Origin of the sequence: Nocardia sp. JCM 34519.1 (assembly GCF_020361265.1) — a bacterium.
GTDB classification, from domain to species: domain Bacteria; phylum Actinomycetota; class Actinomycetes; order Mycobacteriales; family Mycobacteriaceae; genus Nocardia; species Nocardia arthritidis_A.
The window spans coordinates 327,190-344,204 of record NZ_JAIRBR010000007.1 but is presented as its reverse complement, the minus strand read 5'-3'; the positions used below and the strand labels follow the sequence as shown (position 1 = coordinate 344,204).

Below are 17,015 nucleotides of genomic sequence, written 5' to 3'. Positions count from 1 at the left end.
AGATGTCCCTGTTCGACTGGTTCGATTCGTCCGTCCGCCGCTATCCCGACCACATCGCGCTCGATATCGCGGGGACGGAGTTCACCTACCGGGAACTCGCGCACGAGGTGCGGCGGCGCGCCACTGACCTGCGTGAAACCCTCGGCCGCGCGCCGCGGCGGGTGGTGGTGCTCGCCGATCGCACCCCGCGCGGCTATATCGGCTACCTCGCCGCGCTGCGGCTGGGCGCGGCCGTCGTTCCGGTGGTTCCCGCATATCCGCCGGACCGCGTCCGCACCATCATCGCCGCGTCCGGCGCGGAGATATTCGCGGGCGCCGAATCCGACGAACGGATCGAGACGGCGCCGCCGGCGCACGACCGGCACGACATCGCCTACATCCTCTACACATCGGGCTCGACCGGCACGCCGAAAGGCGTTCCGGTGGGCCACGACAACATCTGCGCCTATCTCGACTACATCATCGACCGCTACGAGGTGGGGCCGGACTGCCGGATGTCGCACACCTACGAACTCACCTTCGACCCTTCGGTTTACGACCTGTTCGTCAGCTGGGGTTCCGGGGCCACGCTGGTCGTCGCGGGCCGGGACGATCTGCTCGATCCGGCGGGTTACGCACGGCGCCAACAGCTTACGCACTGGTTGTCGGTGCCGTCGGCGATATCGCTTGCCGCACAGCTGCGTAGGCTGCCCGCCGATTCGCTGCCGGAGTTGCAGTACAGCCTGTTCGGCGGGGAGCCGTTGACGGTTCGGCAGGCCGAGGCCTGGCGGGCGGCGGCGCCGAACACCGTACTCGGCAACGTCTACGGGCCGACCGAACTCACCATCACCTGCACCGGCTTCCACGTCGCGCCGGGTGCGGAACTGCCAGCCACCGGCAACGGCACGGTGCCCATCGGCACCGTCTATCCCGGACTGTCCTACGTCGTGCTCGACGAGGACGGCCGGGAGGCCACCGAGGGTGAGCTGTGTATCCGCGGCACTCAGCGAATAGCCGGATATCTCGATCCGGCGGACGATATCGGCCGGTTCATGTCCTACCGGCCGCCCGGCCCCGCCGTTGTGTACACCGGTGCGGGCCCGCTGACCCCGGAGCACTGGTATCGCACCGGGGATCGCGTGCGAGTGCAGCCCGACGGCAACCTGGTCTACTTGGGCCGCGTCGACAGTCAGATAAAGCTGCGCGGCTATCGGATCGAACCGGGCGAGATCGAGGCGGTGCTGCGCGAGCATCCCACCGTGCTGGACGCCGCCGTGGTGGTCGTCCACGTGGGTGGCGCCGGCCTGCTCCAGGCGTTCTACACCGGACGACCCGTCCCCAATGACGAACTATCGGCGGCGCTGCTCCGCCGGCTACCAACTTATATGGTGCCCAACGACTTTCACTATCTGACGCGGCTACCGCTCAGCGAGAACGGCAAGGTCGATCGCGGTGCGCTGGCCTGCCTCCCGTTCAGCTCCCCGGGACCGTCCGACGCTCGTTGATCGACCATTCACCGCCCGTCAGCGCCGACGCAGCACGAACAGCCAACTCGTATGTTCGTGCTCGTATTCCCGATAACCCTCGTGCGGTGGTTCCATCCAGCTGACGCGCTCGATCGAATCGAGTTCCGCGTCGTCGGCGAATTTCGCGCACAGCTCCCGCGCCGCCGCCTCACTGTAGAAATGGAAGTAGAATCGATCGTCGAAGATGTATTCCTCATCGCCGACGGGACGCATTCTGTCGCCTCGGGTGGAATCCTCCAGCGCGAAGATGTTCGCCATCACCCGGCGGCCCGGGCGACAGATTCTGAGCAGTTCGCGCACCGCCTTTTCCGGTTCCTGCAGATGCCCCAGCACATCACAGCAGAAGATGCCGTCGAACATGGCATCCTCGAAGCCGGTGTCGTAGATGTCGGACCGCAATAACAGAATGTTGTCGAACTCCGCGGCCTTCGCGCGGCGAGCCGTGATATCCAGCGCGTTACCGGCGGAATCGGCCCCGACGACCATCTCGAACTTGCTGGCCAGCGGCAGGATATTGCGCCCGTCGCCGCAGGGCAGATCGAGCACGGTGCGCGCGGAATCCGCAGCGAATATGTCAATCGCGCTTTCCACGAACGGCACCGGCGGATCGCCCCACAGATTCGGCTGACTCGATAATACGTAGGAATTGTTCCAATACATTTTGCCCGGTGTGTCGAAATCCATATACCGCATCGTAGTCGCGCCGCGCCGGAGCGAGCAATAAAGTATATCTATCGCATCCGATGTATCAACTTATCGCCCACCGCAAAGGCGGCGGCGAGCGAAGATTCAGCAATGTTTATCGATCGAGTGCATTTCTAGCAAATTTCAGATAGAAATTTTCGAATCGAATCATCACGCCGACGACCGAATGCGCGTCCATATCGGACGACCGATCTACTCGCGCGGCCCTACCTCGATGCCCCAAGGCGACTTGGCGCGTATACACAGCCGACTGGCCGGTTTCTTGATATTTTGGTGTCCGCACCGCGCCAGTTGCCGTTGGTTCGCCGCTCGCCACCACCGGGAACAAACCGGTGCCGTGACATCGCCAACAGGTAGGGTTGGAGCCAACCGCAAACTGGTGAAAAGGAGTGTCGGACTTGGTAACTCGAACCGCCCGCACGTTCAAGTCGGCATGTTCGGTGGCCGCTGCGGCGGTCGCGGTTGCGGCAGGTGTGCTGTCCACCGCCGACGCGCCGCGCGCCGTCGCCGCACCCGCCGGTTGCCCGGACGTGAACATCATCGCCGTCCCCGGCACCTGGGAAACCTCCCGCGAGGATCCGCGCCAGGGCATGCTCTCCCTGGTCACCCGCGGTCTGCCGGGTACCGTGCACACCGACTACGTCAGCTACGCGGCCACCGCGCTCCCGTGGGAGGGCGAGGTGTACGGGCAGTCCAAGCGCGAGGCGCTCAACAATGCGCGCGCCCTGCTCGCCGATGTGGCGGCCCGTTGCGACACAACGCGTTTCGCACTGCTCGGTTACAGCCAGGGCGCCGATGCGGCCGGTGACCTCGCCGCCGAGATCGGCACCGGACACGGTGTCGTATCGCCGGACCGGGTGATCGCCGTCGGCCTGCTCGCCGATCCGCGCCGCTCCCCCGCCGACGATCTGATCGGCCCGCCGGTGCGCGGCGCGGGCGCCGGCGGTGCGCGTATCGGCGGCTTCGGCTGGCTCACCCCGAAGGTGCGGACCTTCTGCGCCCAGGGCGACCTGTACTGTTCGGTGCCCAACGACGACCTGGCCGGCCGTTTCGCCGGATTCGCCGCCCAGCTCTCCGCGCCCGACCCGCTGCAGATCGGCAACTACGCGCAGACCCTGCAGTCGATCCTCAACGACGCGCTGGTCCCCGGCGGCCAGGCCATTCTCTCCGCGCCCGCCGACAATCCGGCGAGCGAACAGTGGAAGAAGCAGATCCAGGATTTCCTCGCCTCCGGCGCGCACCAGTCGTACCCGAACTATGTGGTCGACAGCAGCGGCACCACCGCGACCGGCTGGCTGCACAACTGGCTCGACGGCCTGGTGCGCTGAGCCAGGCCAACAATTTTCACGATCGCGGCCGCCGGTGCACACGTACGGCGGCCGCGGTTCGTATCCGCGAAATCCCCAGATGTCCGATCGACCGCAGGGTGGGTAGAGTCGGAGCATGTGGAAACCTCGGTTCCACCCCGGTCGAGCATTCAGCGCGGCGGTCCCGGCCGGAGTGGCCGCCTTCCTCGTCGGATCGATAGGCTGTGGAACGGTCTCGAGTATGCAGACATCGGAGAAACCAAGCGATGCAACGCCTCCCGCCGTCGTGCGGGTCGAGCTGAACCAGACCGGCGGACTCGCCGGCGTCGACGAGGTCTACACCGTCGACAGCGGGGTCGCCGATCAGCGCCGCGACCAACTCTTCGATATGGTTGCGGGCCAACAGTTCCGCACGCTGAAGCAGACCTACTCGGTCCCGAACAAATGTCGTGACCAGTTCTTCTACCGCGTCACCGTGACCTACTCCGACTCCACCACAAAGGAAGTCAGCACCGACGATTGCAGCCAGTCGCCGCAGCTGCTCACCGATGTTCGCACCCTGATCCGGCAGATCGGCGTGCACCACAACGGCAAATAGGTCCGGGTACCATTTTTCCAAGCGCCGGAATGCGTTGCGGCGCGACGATACTCGTCATGAACATAGTTGACGAGGTCCGGATCGGCGCGTTCGTATTCACCAGCCGGTACGAGGGGCAGTCGGCCGCGGAGGTGCTGGCGCGCGGCGTTGCCACCGCACAGGCAGCCGAGGCGGCCGGATTCGACGATATCTGGGTCACCGAACATCATTTCGTGCCGTTCGGGGTCAATCCGTCCGCGCTGACCTTCGCCGGATATCTGCTCGGCCGGACCAGTACGGTGCGGGTCGGCACGGCCGTCACCGTGCTGCCGCTGCATTCGCCCGTGCACGTCGCCGAGCAGGCCATGCTGCTCGATCACCTGTCCGACGGCCGGTTCGATCTCGGCATCGGCCGGGCGCAGCCGGTCGTCGACTACGAGGTCATCGGGCGCGGGGTCGAATACTGGCGGCGCGGGCTGCCCGAGGCGCTCGATCTGGTGACGGCCGCGATGGCCGGCCGGGTGTCCGCCGACTCCGATCTCTACCGCTTCCGCGAGGTGCGCCCCGAACCCGGGCCGGCGCCGGGCCGGTCGACCCCGATCTATCTGGCCGCGAACGCACCGACATCGGTGGAATTGGCCGCGACCCGCGGGCTGCCGATGCTGCTGTTCTTCGACAAGGACGCCGAAACCAAGGCCGCGATGGTCGCCGAGCACGCGCGGATCGCCCGCGCGGCGGGCCACCACGACACCGAATATCCCCATGGGACAGCACTTTTCGCACACGTGGCCGACGACCCGGACGAGGCGGCGCGGGTGATGCGCCGGGCCGCACGCGAATTCGTCCTCGCCAACCAGCAGTACCAGCCGCTCATCGAGGCGCCGCAGCGGATCGATCGCCACGCCCCGGTGGATGAGGTCGCCGACCGGTTGGCCGCGGCCGCGCTGGCCGCCCATCCGGTCGGTGAGCCGCGGGTCTGCGTCGAGCGGCTGGTCGAACAGATCCGTGGCTCGGGCTGCCGCCGGGTGCTGTGCCAGGTGGAGGTCGCCGGGGATCAGGACAGCGTGCTGGCCAATATCAAGCGGATGGGCGAGGAGGTGCTGCCCGAGGTCCGCAAGCGCCTCGGCGCGGGCTGAACTACGCCGAAAACGGGTACCCGTGGGGTATGGCAACTCAACCGCCCGCATCGGTGGACCCGTTCGGCCCCGAATTCCTCTGGGGCGTAGCCACTTCGGGGTTCCAATCCGAAGGGCACGCCCCGGACAGCAACTGGGTGCGCTACATCGCCCGGTCGGGTTACGAGGCATACGGCGACTCGATCGATTTCTACGACCGGTACGGCTCCGATCTGGCGCTCGCGCGCGCGATGGGGCTCAACGTATTCCGGATCAGCATCGAATGGGCCCGGGTACAGCCGCAGCCGGGACAGTGGGACGAGAGCGGATTCCGCTTCTACGATTCGCTGCTCGACGCGATCGCCGCCGCGGGCATGCGGCCGATGGTGACGCTGGATCACTGGGTGTATCCGGGCTGGCGGGCCGACCGGGGTGGCTGGAACGACGCGCACATGGTGGACGACTGGCTGGCCAACGCCTGCACGGTCGTCGACCGGTACGCGGCGCGAAAACCGCTGTGGGTCACCGTGAACGAACCCGTCGCCTATATCGTGCACGAGGAGCAGCAGACCGGCGTCACCGGGCCGGTCATCGAGGAGCGAATCGCCGCGGTGCACAACGGGATATACGACTACATCCACCATGTGCAACCGGATGCGTTGGTCACCAGCAACATCGGCTATGTCGCGGGCAGCGAGACCCAGGTGAACCAGCCGATGGTCGACCGCATCAAGGACCGGCTCGACTACATCGGCGTCGACTATTACTACGGCGCGGACGATCCCAACGCGCCGCCGCCGGGCGACCGCCAAATATGGGAGCTGCCTTTACAACCCGAGGGCGTCTACTACGCGCTGCGCCACTACGCCCGCCAATTTCCGAGCAAACCGCTCTATGTCGTCGAGAACGGCATGCCGACCCAGAACGGGCAGCCCCGCCCCGACGGCTACGACCGCGCCGATTATCTGCGCGATATCGTCTACTGGCTGCAGCGCGCCCGCATGGACGGGATGAACCTGATGGGCTACAACTACTGGAGCCTCACCGACAACTACGAATGGGGTTCCTACACACCGCGTTTCGGCCTCTACACGGTGAACGTCCGGACCGATCCCGCGCTCACCCGCACCCCGACCGACGCCGCCGACGCCTACCGCACCATCGTGCACGCCGGCGGCGTCCCCCGCGACTACCTGCCGACCCGCCCGCCGCTCGCCTGTTCGTATGTCGACCCACCGAGCAGCTGCGACGACCCGGTCACTGTGCCGCCGCGCGCGGATTACAGGTCGCTCGGCACTAGCTGACGTGATCGTCGATCTGCTGGATGTCCACGTTGCCATCCGGCAGGAAGCCGATGTGATCGTCGATCTGCTGAACGTCCACCTTGTCACCCGGCAGGAAGCTGACGTGATTATCGGCAGGTACCACCATGCCATGATCATCGCCAGGAACCGCCGCGGCGTGTTCATCGGCCGCGGCGACGCCCGAGCCGACCAGCAGTAAACCGCCCGCCGCCGCGCCAACCAATACCAGCGCCTTCAGACTCTTCATGAATTACTCCCTCTCACAAGATAATTCACCGTTGTCGACGGCAAATCGACCGCCGAGTCATGGTTTTATCAAGGATGCGGGCGCAGTCGCTGTGGCCCTGTTCCCAGGGCCGAGAGGCCGCCCGGCGGCGCTGCCGAGCGACCGATGAACTCGCTCAGGCCGTTCGGGCGATCACCTCGTCCGCGCGGGTCGTCGTCTCGTACGCCTCCGCGTCGAACTTTCGCACCAGCCGCCGGAACCGGAAGCTGAAGTCCGGCCACAGCGTGGTGTTCTTGCCGTTTTCGTCCAGGAACCAGCTGGTGCAGCCGCCGGCGAGCCAGATGCTGCCGTCCATCATTTGCTGCACCTGCCGGGTGTATTCGGTTTCCAAATCCTTTCGCACCTCGACTGTCCGCAGACCGCGTTCGGCGATCGTCGCGACCGCGTCGACGATGTAGTTGATCTGGGATTCGATGGTGTAGATCGATGAGGTGTAGCTCAATCCGGTATTCGGGCCGAGTATCACGAAGGCGTTCGGGAAATTGGCGACGGCCGTGCCCTTGTAGGCGTGCGCGCCCTCGGCGGCGTATATCTCGGCCAGCGTGCGGCCATCCCGGCCGCGGAACAGATCCCAGGTCGGCGAGTTGGTGACCCGGAATCCGGTGGCCAGCACGATGGCATCGGCCGGGCGCTCGGTGCCGTCCTCGGCGACGATCGAATTCTCCCGGATCTCCTTGATACCGCCGGTGACCACCTCGACATTGTCGCGACCGAGGGCCGGATAGTAATTGTTCGAGATCAGCATGCGCTTACAGCCGAGGCGGTAGTCCGGCGTCACCTTCCGGCGCAGCGCCGGATCGCGGATCTCCAGCCACATCTTCACCCGCGCCATGAATTCGTAGAACACGGCCAGCCTCGGATATTTGGTCTGGCCGAAGACGAACAGTTCACGGTTCGCATAGATGGCCGCGCGCAGCAGCCGTTGCAGGCCGGGTACGTGTTTGAAGGCGAAGCGCTCCAGCGCGAAGTATCCGCGATCCAACCGCGGCAACACCCACGGCGCGCTGCGCTGATATACGTCGAGCTGTGCGGCGTCGGGCGCGACGGCGGGCACGATCTGAATCGCCGACGCGCCCGTGCCGACGACGGCGACCCGCTTACCCGTCAGCTCCGCTTCGTGATCCCAGCGGGCGGAATGGAATATCTTCCCCTCGAATGTGTGAATTCCCTTGATATCCGGTAGTTTCGGCTCACAGAGCGCCCCGACCGCGGATACCGCGATATCGGCCGTGAACGGGCCCTGGCTGGTCTGGATCTCCCACCTGGCATCCGCCTCGTTCCACTGCGCGTCGAGCATTTCGCAGCCGAAGACGACCTTCTCGCGCACCTGATACCGGTCGGCGATATCCCGCAGGTACTGCTGGATCTCCGGCTGCGGTGAAAACGACCGCGTCCATTCCGGATTCAGCGCGAACGAATACGAATACAGATGCGAGGGCACATCGCAGGTGGCGCCGGGATAGGTGTTGTCGCGCCACGTTCCGCCGACATCGTCGCCGCGCTCGAGGATCAGCAGGTCGGTGAATCCGCGCTCGATCAACCGAATTGCCGTACCGAGTCCGGCGAATCCGCAACCGACGATGACGACATGCGCGTGGCGCGCGGTGGTCCCGTGCCCCTCTTTGATAACTTGGCCACTCATCTGGGCCCCCTCACCGGGATTGTGGATGGATTCGTTGCCGGACTCGTGAATCGGTCATCGCGATTCGTAAATGCGTTTGTGCCCGGAGATCGCGGCGAGCCGGAATGGGCGGCCGGTCTCCTCGGGGGTGGCGTGATACATACCGTCCGAGGGCGATTGGGCCTCGTGCAATTCGCGGTAGTGGTCGTAGTCGAGCGGCGCGCGGGTTTCGATGGCCTGACGGTTGGCCTCGGTGCGCAGATGTTCGCGGTATCCGGGTTCCACTGTGCCGCTGAAGAATTCGGCGACGCTACCGGATCCGTAGCTGATGAACGCGAGCGGTTTCCCGGTGAGATCGTCGGCATTGTCGAGCAGCGACGCGAGCCCGAGGTACAGCGATGCCGTGTAGCTGTTGCCGACGGTGCGGTTGTAGCTGGTGGTGTGGCGGATCACCGCGTCGATTTCGGCCGGATCGGCGGTGTGGCCCTGACTTTCGAGCAGATGCCGGTGCGCCTTGTACGCCATTTTGGTGAAGGGCTGGTGGTAGCAGAACGCGGCGAATTCGGTGAGATCCCGACCGCCGCGCCGCCGGTAATCGGTCCACGCCTCCTGGGTGGCCTTCTGGTAGGCGTTCACCGAGGTCTTGCCGTCGACCATCGCGGCGGTCCGGTAGTTCGGACGCCAGAAATCCATGATGTCGGCGCTGTACAGACCGGAGTGCGGTTCCAGGCGCAGAATCGCCGGATCCGCGCTGACCAGCATGGCGACCGCGGCGGCGCCCTGCGTCGGTTCACCGGGGCTGTCGAGTTCGTATTTCGCGATATCGGCGGCGATCACCAGCACCCGCTGCGACGGGTCGCGGGCGATGAGGCCGGCGGCGAATTGCAGTCCGGCGGTGCCGCCGTAGCAGGCCTGCTTGAGCTCGACGACGCGGGCGGTATTGGGCAGACCGATCAGCGGATGCAGGTACAGGCCAGCGGCTTTGGATTGGTCGACACCACTTTCGGTGGCCAGCAGCACGGTGCGGATGTTGTCGACGCCGCTGCGTTCGAGTATCGGCTGGGCGGCGGCCGCGGCGATGGTGACGATGTCCTCGTCGGCGGCGGCGACGCTCATCTTGTCCTGGCCGATGCCGAGATAGAACTTATCCGGATCGACGCCGAGCCGTTCGGCGAGCACGGCGTGGTCTAGCGCGTAATGCGTTGTGGCGAAGGAGAGGTCGTGGATGCCGATCGGAATCGTTGTCATGGCTGTACTCCGTTGCTTGCGGTGGGCCGTTCGAACTGGGTGTGGGCGCGCATCAGTTCGCCGCTGTTGGTCTGCGCCGCCATCAGCGACAGTTCGCCGCACAGCACGGCGGCGGCGGCGATCACGGCGAGCCGTCGGGCGTTATCGCCCGGATCCCGATCCTGGCGGCAGCCGAGGCGGGTCAGGTTCTCGTCGACGAAACCCAAATCCTTGCCGTTGCCGATGGTTCCGACGATGAGGTTCGGCAGCGTGCACGAGAAATACAGGTCCCCCGAGCGGTCCTCGGCATGCGTTATGCCCTGGGATCCTTCGACGATATTCGCTGCGTCCTGCCCGGTGGCCAGGTAGAACGCCAGCAGCATGTTGGCGTAATGCGCGTTGGCGGAACGGATTCCGCCCGCCAGCAGCGTGCCGATGAGGTTCTTGCGGATGTTCAGCTCGACCACCTGTCGAGCGGTGGTGTGCAGTCTCCTTTCCACGACGTCGCGCGGTATCAGCAATTCGGTGACGACGTTCTTGCCGCGCCCGAGAATCCCGTTGACGGCCGTCGCCTTCTTGTCCGTGCAATAGTTTCCGGAGATCGAGACGTAGCGCAGGCCCGGCCGCGTCGCCAGGATGTGGTTCATCAGGTGGTCGCAGGCGAGGGTGACCATATTGTGGCCGGAGGCGTCGCCGGTGGTGAATTCGAAGCGCAGGAACAGCAGATTCCCGGTGATCTGATGATGCAGATCGATGAGGCGGGCGAAGCGGCTGCTGCCCGCCGCCACCTCTTGCAGTTGGGGGAATTGACTTTTCAGCGTTTCGACGGCGGTGTGCGCGGTGTACGCGTCGTCGGCCTCCAGCAGGATCGAGCGGGTCATCCGGTCGTCGACGAGGGTGGCGACCACACCGCGTTCGGTCAGCGTCGAGATCCGCGCGCCGCGACCGACCGAGGGCCACAGCGGTGATTCGTAGGTGGCCAGCGGGATGTCGACGGAGTCGTCGACCACATTGCCGGTGATCCGGACCGGACCGACCCACCGCAGCGGAACAGCCGCACTGGAGATGTCGTCAGTGTCTTTCATGGATGCGCCCTAACCCCTATCCTTTTCGTTCCACCACAGGCTGCGATGGGCATAAGCGGCGGAATCTATGCCCCGCACCCGGCAGAAGGTCTCCACCTCGCCGGTGATCAACAGATCGCTGCCCGCCAGATCCGCCGGCGTCGGCGCGCCGAGCACGGTCAGGATCTGCCGCAACTGCGTCAGCCAGGTGCGAATCATCTCGACCAAGGCTTCGGCGCCCTGGCCGACGACCGTGTCCAGGAATCGGCCCGCGACCCCGGTTGCGTTGGCGCCCAACGCGAGAGCGCGGGCGATGTCGAGGGGCGAGCGGATGCCGCCGGAGGCGAAGATATCGATGCCGCCGATACCCGCGCAGTCGAGCAGGCAGTTGGGCGTCGACTGACCCCAATCCTCGATGAAGGAGAAATCGCCCGCGCTGCGCCGGTCGTTTTCGATGCGCGCGAAATTGGTGCCGCCGCGCCCGCCGACATCGGCGACGGCGACCCCGGCGTCGCGCAACCAGGTGACGGTGGGCCTGCTGAGCCCGAACCCGACCTCCTTGACGATCACCGGGATCGGCACCGCGGCGGTGATCTCCTCGATCCGGCGCGGCCACGACCCGAAATTCCGGTCGCCCTCGGGCATTACGGTCTCCTGGACCGCGTTGAGGTGGATCTGCAGGGCATCGGCCTCCAGCAGATCGATCGCCCGGCGCACCTGATCCGGCGTCGCCGTGGCATTGACGTTCGCCATGACGAAACCGTGCGGATTCTCCTGCCGCAGCACCCGAAAGGTCTCGGCGACCGAGGGGTCGCGGAAGTAGGCGCTCATCGATCCGGATGCGATCGGGATGCCGGTCTCCCGCGCGGCGATGGCCAGCTGGCGGTTGATCTCTCCGGTGTCGGGGCTGCCTCCGGTCATACCGTTGACGTACAGCGGTGTGTCCCAACGCTTTCCGGCGACGTCGACGGCCAGCGAAACATCTCGCGCGTCGATTCCGGCGAGGGCGTGGTGGATGAAGGTGATGGAGTCGAAGTCGTTGCGGCCGTTGCCGGTTCGCTGCTGCCGCACGGCGTGACGGACGTGCTCGTCTTTACGGTTCATGGACAACCCCTTCGAATGGGTGCGTCCGCAGCGGCAGCGGCCGGATGCCCGCGGCGACCCAGCGGTCGGTGAGTTCGGCGCCGGCGCTGTGGTCGATCAGCGCGATACCGCAGTCGCCGCCGCCCGCGCCGGATGGTTTGGCCGCGGCGCCCACCGCCTCACCCGCCTCGCACAGCGCCCGCAGTCGCGGTGTCATGATGCCGAGCTGGGCCGAGTTATCGAGATCGATCAGAAGCGTTCTGGCGCGGCGTATTTCGGCGCTGATGCCGACCAGGTCGTCGGCTTCGATCGCGGTGACGAGCCGCCGCACGCAGTGCTCGCTGTCCGCGAGAAAGACGGTATGGTCCCGGCTTTCGCGGAACCCGGCGACCAGCTTCGGCGTGGACGCGGGCGTTCCGGTCCAGCCGACCCGCAGGGCAAGGCTTTTCGGCGTAGGCAGCGATCGCACCGATAATCCGGGCCACGGTTCGCCGAGCGTGGCCTCGATCCCTTTTCGCGCGGCCAGCTCGGCGACCAGGCCGCGGTCGGGTGAACTGTAGGCGAGCCAGCCGCCCCAGGTGCTCGCCGCGACATCACCGCCGGAGGCGCGCGGATTCACCGAGATGGTGGCCAGCATCGCCAACCGGTACCGGTCCATCGAGCCGAGATCGAGCCGGTGGAACGCATCCAATGCCGCAACGGTCGCGGCGGTGACCGCGGCGCTGGATCCGAGACCCAATTTCGTGCCGTCTTTGTCGGCGAGGTCGGTGCTGATGCTCAATTCATAAGGGCGCCGATCGATTTCGCGCTCGATGAGCAACTGGTCGACCACCGCCGCCGCCGCGAAGACGTATTCGAACGCCGCGGGCACGGTGGCGTCGGCGGTGAGCGGGACGATGCGGCCGCCGTCGCGGCCGCAGGAAAGCGACGCGCCGCCGTCCAATTCGGTATGCAGTGTGGTCTCGCCGGTGGTTTCGGCAATGGTCGCGGTCGCATAGCGGTCGACCGCGACGAGGACCGCGCTGTGCCCCGGCTCGACCACCGCGTATTCACCTGCGATGAAGAGCTTTCCGGGGGCGCGACAGGTGATCATCGGTCGCCGCCGGGGACCAGGGCCGCACCCGGCCCGAGATGCGCGACCCTGGTGTCGACGAAATCGCCGACCTCGCGCAGCGCGGCGTCCACCCGCTGAGTATCCGAACGCGCGCACAGCACAGTGACATTCGGCCCCGCATCGATCGTCGCGTACGCGGCGACACCGTCGGCCCGCAGCGCCAGCACGCGGTCCAGGATCGCGACCGACTGCGGCGAGAGATACCGGATCGACGGCCGGGCCATGAGCATGCTCGCGTGCATGCCGAGCGCGTTGCGCTCGGCGATCTCCCCGACCGCGGCCAGCTCGCGGCGCGCGATCGCCATGCGCATCTCGTCGAGATCCACCGCCGACGCCTCGGCCCACGGCCGATAGAAGGGCGAGGTCGCGCAGGTCAGCCGCATGGCATCGCGGCTGGACACCGCCTTGGCCGCATTGTCGACGACGGCGACCACCAGGGCGGGATCCAGCGCGTCGCCATCGATCGGTTCCGCGTACGAGCTCCGGTCGCCCGCCTCGCCGTCGCCTTCCCCGGCATGCCACACCACGAATCCGCCGAAGATGGACCGGCATGCCGATCCGGAACCGCGACGGGCCAGCCGGGACAGTTCGCGGGCGTTGACGTTCAGTCCGTATGCGGCGGCCGCCGCGGTGGCCAGCGCGGCGAAACCGCTCGCCGAGGAGGCGAGGCCGGCGCCGGTGGGCCCGGTGTTGGTGGAGATGACCTCGGCGCGTTCGTCGCGTCCGGCCTTGCCGCGAATCATGTCGAGGAATCGCTCGACGCGGCTGTGTGCCGTACCGGTCGCGGTATTGCCGTTGAGCACAACGACATCGGCCGGGCCCGCGGTCAATCGCACCGTGGTGGTGGTCGGGTAGATGTCCAGGGTCATCGAAAGGCTTCCGGTGACTGGAAGAAACATCGATTCGTCGCGCTTGCCCCAGTACTTCACCAGGGCGATATTCGGATGTGCGACGGCAGTGCCCTCGTCGCGGATCCGGGGTGCGGCCGCGTCTGCTGCTGGCATGAATGTCATTGGCGGGTATCCGGTTTCGCGTGAGATCGGGAAATTGTCATGGCCGCACCGCCCGGGTCGGGACGAGCCAGGTGCGTACCGCGCCCGCCCGGCGCAGCGCCTCGCTCACCCGTGCCGCGTCACCGGTTTCGGCGAGCGCGATGACGCAGCCGCCGAGTCCGCCGCCGGTGAGTTTCGCGCCGAGCGATCCGGCGGCGTGCGCCGCGGCGACCAGGGTGTCGATTTCGGGCGTGCTGACGCCGAGTTCGCCGAGTATGCATTGGAATTCGCGCAGCGCCTTACCGAGCGACGCCGCGCGCCCCGCCGCCAGATCCGCCGCCGCGGCCCAGGTCAGGTCCGCCGCACGCTCCAGCAACCGCTGCGCGGCGAGCCGGTCGCCGTCCAGCCTGCGACGCACGGCGGCGACGGCGCGCTGGGTGGCGCCCGACGTTCCGGTGTCGGCGAGCACCAGTTCGGCGTCGAGGCCGATCTCCAGCGCGCGAGTCGCGCCCGCGTGGAACCAGATGGGCGCGTTCGCGAGTACGGTGCTGGCATCGACGCCGCTGGCCTTGCCGTGCGCGAATTGTTCACCGCACTGCACCAATTCGTACAGCGATGCGGCGTCGAGGGTCCGGCCGTGCAGATCGGCGACCGCGCGCACCGCCGCCCCGGCGCACGCCGCGCTCGATCCGAGACCGCGGGCGGGCGGTATCGCGCAATCGACGGTGACCTCGACGGTCTCGTCGCCGATTCCCCACCGCCGCAACGCTTCTCCCACCGCGACCTGCGGCCCGGACAGCGTCTGGGCCGCGGCGGGCGCATTACCGGCGACGAAACGGAAGCACCAGCCCGCGGGGGATGTTCCGATATCGACGGTAGGCACCTCTCCCGGATCGCTCACCCGGGCCGCCGCGCGCACCGCCAGGGTCGGCAGCGGAAACGCGATGGCGGGCGTGCCGTGCACAACGGTGTGTTCGCCGAGCAGGATCGCCTTGCCGTGCGCGCCACCGGCGCCGACACCGGCGACCGGATGTCCGCTCTCGCGAACACCGTTACTGTTCACGTCGATTCACCTCCATACTCGGGCAGGTTCCGGCGTCGCGTCCCGCGCTGCGATGCGACGGCGGATCGGGTTCACCCGCACGGCGCGCTGGCACGCCGCGATGGACAACCCACTTGGATTCTGTTGCGAGCGCGCGTACTTCATCAATCGGACGTGGCCGAACTCACCGCAGGCGCCGTCGGCGGCGATGCGTCACGGCCGCTCGGCCGAGCGTCGTAAAACGTTCTCCCGCAACCGGATTCGTGCCGAAGCGCCGATGGGCGACGGGAAGAAGGCGGGCACCCTCGCGGCATAGGCGCGGTAGGCCGCGCCGAAGCGCGCGACGAGATCGCGCTCCTCCAGGAAGGTGCCGAGCAGGATGTAGCCGGTCAGCCCGAGCGCCCACAGCAGGTGCCCGGCCGTGAACACGCTCGCGCACCAGAAGCTGAGCAGCAGGCCCGTCATCAGCGGATGCCGCACCAGCCGGTACGGTCCGTGCACCTGCAGCCGGTCGGCGGTGGCGTCGGGCACCCGGGTCACGTACTGGCGGTAGGCCTGACGGATCCCGAGCAGGTGAAAGTGATCCAGCAGCAGGGTCGCCGCGTAGACCAGCGCGAAACCCAGCCAGAATCCGACGTCCAGCACCGTCCCGACCACACCGTCGGCCGCCCAGATCCGGTGCGGCAGCGGCTGCCAGCCGAGGCACAGCAGCCACACGGCCAGACAGGTCATGACGATGTAGCCGGTGCGTTCCAGGGCATCGGGCAGCCAGCGGGTGATGAACGCCTTCACCGACGGCCGCGCCATGACCGAATGCTGCATACCGAACAGCGCGAGCAGCAGTACATCGATGACGACCGCCGGACCGGTCGACAGATGCGGCCCCTTGTCGATCGTCTTCGGCAGCCACCAGCCCCCGGCGAACAGCAGGAACAGCGGAACGGTTATCCCGGCGAAGCCGTATACGGCGAAGGCGAGCAGGAACGGGACGAGCCGGCGGCGGTCCGTCAGCACGTCCCGGGCCTGATGTTGTGCGGTGGTCAGATCCATGCGAACCACGGCAGGTACCGGGCGCGGACGGTACCCTCCTCGATGCGCTTTTCCAACTTGGCCTTCCAGCGCTCGCCGTAGGACGCGTCGAGGAAGCCGCCCGGCAACGCGACGCGCCAGGCCGAGTTGATCGTCATCCAGTAGGGCACGACGACGCCCGCGTCGACCTGCCGCATGAAGTCGAGCTTCTCGGGGATCTGGCTCCAGTGCACGCCCGGGTAGCGGTGGTGCACGCTGTGGTAGCCCTGGTTGAAGATGAAGAAGTTGAGGATGTTGCCCGCCGTATTCAGCGATTTGCTCGGGTCGTCCGCATAGCCCCTGGCCGGGGCGTGGGTCAGCCAGGCGAAGTAGCCGGAGTTCACCTGGGTGATGAGGAACGGGACGAACCAGAAGAGCAGGAACCGCTCCCAGCCCGCCACGTAGCAGATGCCGACCGCCACCGCGAGCGTCAGCGTGAGGTCGATGATGAACTGGTAGCGGCGTTTACGCCGGTTGTCCGACGGGTTCGCGGCGAAGATCATCCGAACGGTGTGGCTCTTGACGACCGTGCCGTACCGGAACCAGTACCAGACGGCGCGCAGCCCGGAATCGCGTCCCTCGGTGGAGGTGACGTCGCCGGGTCCGTCGTTGAAGCGGTGATGGTTGAGCACGTGCACCTCGCGCATCTCCGCCGCCGTCAACGTGGCGGGCAGACAGCACATGAGGTCGACGACCCGGTTCGCCCGCCGCGATACGAACAGCGGCCGGTGCGTATGCATGTGCAGCACGCCGATGGTGAGCGAGAAATTCGCCAGCGTCAGCAGGATGATCAGCGGCACCGCCAGGTACCACTCGGTGGCGGCGGGCACGAACAGACCGAAGGCCAGCAGCGCGAGCCAGCCGACGATATGCAGCAGCGGGCCGATATTCGCCGGATGCTCCAGCTTGAACACCCTGCGGCTGAACGGGATTGCTTCCGACGACGCGGCGGGCGTCTTGTCGCCGGGACGGATCGGCGCGGTGGTCATGGGCGATCTCCTAATG

At 66.8% G+C, this 17,015-nt stretch carries 16 protein-coding genes; 5 read left to right on the top strand and 11 right to left on the bottom strand.

All coding sequences use genetic code 11. The annotated features are described in order from the left end of the window. Positions 1-2 precede the first annotated feature (2 nt). Complete coding sequence (locus tag LGY53_RS20410) at positions 3-1,484, top strand: AMP-binding protein (RefSeq protein WP_225728283.1); 1,482 nt, start codon at positions 3-5, stop codon at positions 1,482-1,484. An 18-nt stretch (positions 1,485-1,502) separates the two neighbouring features. Here the strand turns inward: LGY53_RS20410 and LGY53_RS20405 are convergent, their stop codons facing one another. After that, positions 1,503-2,189: a class I SAM-dependent methyltransferase gene (locus LGY53_RS20405; protein WP_225728282.1), complete on the bottom strand. Its 687-nt coding sequence runs from the start codon at positions 2,187-2,189 to the stop codon at positions 1,503-1,505. Positions 2,190-2,608: 419 nt separating this feature from the next. On the opposite strand from LGY53_RS20405, the gene LGY53_RS20400 reads away from it, so the two are divergent. From LGY53_RS20400 to LGY53_RS20385, 4 genes are all read left to right on the top strand, one after another. Next, positions 2,609-3,538: a cutinase family protein gene (locus tag LGY53_RS20400; RefSeq protein ID WP_225728281.1), complete on the top strand. Its 930-nt coding sequence runs from the start codon at positions 2,609-2,611 to the stop codon at positions 3,536-3,538. Positions 3,539-3,758: 220 nt separating this feature from the next. Then, positions 3,759-4,115 carry a protealysin inhibitor emfourin gene (locus LGY53_RS20395; RefSeq protein ID WP_225728280.1) on the top strand — a complete coding sequence of 119 codons (357 nt, stop codon included), beginning with the start codon at positions 3,759-3,761 and terminating at the stop codon, positions 4,113-4,115. A gap of 56 nt (positions 4,116-4,171) precedes the next feature. Further along, entirely contained in the window at positions 4,172-5,230 is a 1,059-nt protein-coding gene (locus LGY53_RS20390) for an LLM class flavin-dependent oxidoreductase (RefSeq protein WP_225728279.1), read from the top strand. Positions 5,231-5,259: 29 nt separating this feature from the next. After that, positions 5,260-6,513 (top strand): family 1 glycosylhydrolase, encoded by a 1,254-nt coding sequence (locus tag LGY53_RS20385; protein WP_225728278.1) that lies wholly within the window; start codon positions 5,260-5,262, stop codon positions 6,511-6,513. Here the strand turns inward: LGY53_RS20385 and LGY53_RS20380 are convergent. The 10 genes from LGY53_RS20380 to LGY53_RS20335 all read right to left on the bottom strand — a co-directional run bounded on the left by LGY53_RS20380 (position 6,506) and on the right by LGY53_RS20335 (position 16,999). Then, entirely contained in the window at positions 6,506-6,760 is a 255-nt protein-coding gene (locus LGY53_RS20380) for a hypothetical protein (protein ID WP_225728277.1), read from the bottom strand. The two genes, LGY53_RS20385 and LGY53_RS20380, sit on opposite strands and share 8 nt — an antisense overlap. A gap of 154 nt (positions 6,761-6,914) precedes the next feature. After that, positions 6,915-8,441 (bottom strand): NAD(P)/FAD-dependent oxidoreductase, encoded by a 1,527-nt coding sequence (locus tag LGY53_RS20375; protein WP_225728276.1) that lies wholly within the window; start codon positions 8,439-8,441, stop codon positions 6,915-6,917. Between the two features lie 54 nt (positions 8,442-8,495). Continuing rightward, positions 8,496-9,668, bottom strand: a complete 1,173-nt coding sequence (locus tag LGY53_RS20370; protein WP_225728275.1) for a hydroxymethylglutaryl-CoA synthase — start codon at positions 9,666-9,668, stop codon at positions 8,496-8,498. Further along, positions 9,665-10,732, bottom strand: a complete 1,068-nt coding sequence (locus LGY53_RS20365; RefSeq protein WP_225728274.1) for a hydroxymethylglutaryl-CoA reductase — start codon at positions 10,730-10,732, stop codon at positions 9,665-9,667. The genes LGY53_RS20370 and LGY53_RS20365 overlap by 4 nt, the downstream gene beginning before the upstream one ends. Before the next feature lie 9 nt (positions 10,733-10,741). Continuing rightward, positions 10,742-11,815 carry a type 2 isopentenyl-diphosphate Delta-isomerase gene (gene fni, locus LGY53_RS20360; RefSeq protein ID WP_225728273.1) on the bottom strand — a complete coding sequence of 358 codons (1,074 nt, stop codon included), beginning with the start codon at positions 11,813-11,815 and terminating at the stop codon, positions 10,742-10,744. Further along, the gene (locus LGY53_RS20355) at positions 11,805-12,887 is read right to left on the bottom strand and encodes a phosphomevalonate kinase (RefSeq protein WP_225728272.1); all 1,083 of its coding nucleotides are present in this window, start codon (positions 12,885-12,887) and stop codon (positions 11,805-11,807) included. The genes fni and LGY53_RS20355 overlap by 11 nt, the downstream gene beginning before the upstream one ends. Next, a complete protein-coding gene (gene mvaD / locus LGY53_RS20350) occupies positions 12,884-13,912 on the bottom strand; it encodes a diphosphomevalonate decarboxylase (RefSeq protein WP_308102933.1) in 1,029 nt (342 codons plus the stop codon). The genes LGY53_RS20355 and mvaD overlap by 4 nt, the downstream gene beginning before the upstream one ends. Before the next feature lie 46 nt (positions 13,913-13,958). Further along, positions 13,959-14,963, bottom strand: a complete 1,005-nt coding sequence (gene mvk / locus LGY53_RS20345; protein ID WP_225728270.1) for a mevalonate kinase — start codon at positions 14,961-14,963, stop codon at positions 13,959-13,961. A 192-nt stretch (positions 14,964-15,155) separates the two neighbouring features. Further along, positions 15,156-15,992 carry an isoprenylcysteine carboxylmethyltransferase family protein gene (locus LGY53_RS20340; protein WP_225728269.1) on the bottom strand — a complete coding sequence of 279 codons (837 nt, stop codon included), beginning with the start codon at positions 15,990-15,992 and terminating at the stop codon, positions 15,156-15,158. Beyond that, complete coding sequence (locus tag LGY53_RS20335) at positions 15,983-16,999, bottom strand: fatty acid desaturase (protein ID WP_225728268.1); 1,017 nt, start codon at positions 16,997-16,999, stop codon at positions 15,983-15,985. Before LGY53_RS20335 ends, LGY53_RS20340 begins: the two co-directional genes overlap by 10 nt. Positions 17,000-17,015: the final 16 nt, after the last annotated feature.

What these genes read in the sequence shown, in the direction of transcription:
- LGY53_RS20410 (WP_225728283.1), top strand. Translation starts at nt 3, where the DNA reads ATGTCCCTGTTCGACTGGTTCGATTCGTCCGTCCGCCGCTATCCCGAC.
- LGY53_RS20405 (WP_225728282.1), bottom strand. Translation starts at nt 2,189, where the DNA reads ATGGATTTCGACACACCGGGCAAAATGTATTGGAACAATTCCTACGTA.
- LGY53_RS20395 (WP_225728280.1), top strand. Translation starts at nt 3,759, where the DNA reads ATGCAGACATCGGAGAAACCAAGCGATGCAACGCCTCCCGCCGTCGTG.
- LGY53_RS20390 (WP_225728279.1), top strand. Translation starts at nt 4,172, where the DNA reads ATGAACATAGTTGACGAGGTCCGGATCGGCGCGTTCGTATTCACCAGC.
- LGY53_RS20385 (WP_225728278.1), top strand. Translation starts at nt 5,260, where the DNA reads ATGGCAACTCAACCGCCCGCATCGGTGGACCCGTTCGGCCCCGAATTC.
- LGY53_RS20380 (WP_225728277.1), bottom strand. Translation starts at nt 6,760, where the DNA reads ATGAAGAGTCTGAAGGCGCTGGTATTGGTTGGCGCGGCGGCGGGCGGT.
- LGY53_RS20375 (WP_225728276.1), bottom strand. Translation starts at nt 8,441, where the DNA reads ATGAGTGGCCAAGTTATCAAAGAGGGGCACGGGACCACCGCGCGCCAC.
- LGY53_RS20370 (WP_225728275.1), bottom strand. Translation starts at nt 9,668, where the DNA reads ATGACAACGATTCCGATCGGCATCCACGACCTCTCCTTCGCCACAACG.
- LGY53_RS20365 (WP_225728274.1), bottom strand. Translation starts at nt 10,732, where the DNA reads ATGAAAGACACTGACGACATCTCCAGTGCGGCTGTTCCGCTGCGGTGG.
- fni (WP_225728273.1), bottom strand. Translation starts at nt 11,815, where the DNA reads ATGAACCGTAAAGACGAGCACGTCCGTCACGCCGTGCGGCAGCAGCGA.
- LGY53_RS20355 (WP_225728272.1), bottom strand. Translation starts at nt 12,887, where the DNA reads ATGATCACCTGTCGCGCCCCCGGAAAGCTCTTCATCGCAGGTGAATAC.
- mvaD (WP_308102933.1), bottom strand. Translation starts at nt 13,912, where the DNA reads ATGCCAGCAGCAGACGCGGCCGCACCCCGGATCCGCGACGAGGGCACT.
- LGY53_RS20340 (WP_225728269.1), bottom strand. Translation starts at nt 15,992, where the DNA reads ATGGATCTGACCACCGCACAACATCAGGCCCGGGACGTGCTGACGGAC.
- LGY53_RS20335 (WP_225728268.1), bottom strand. Translation starts at nt 16,999, where the DNA reads ATGACCACCGCGCCGATCCGTCCCGGCGACAAGACGCCCGCCGCGTCG.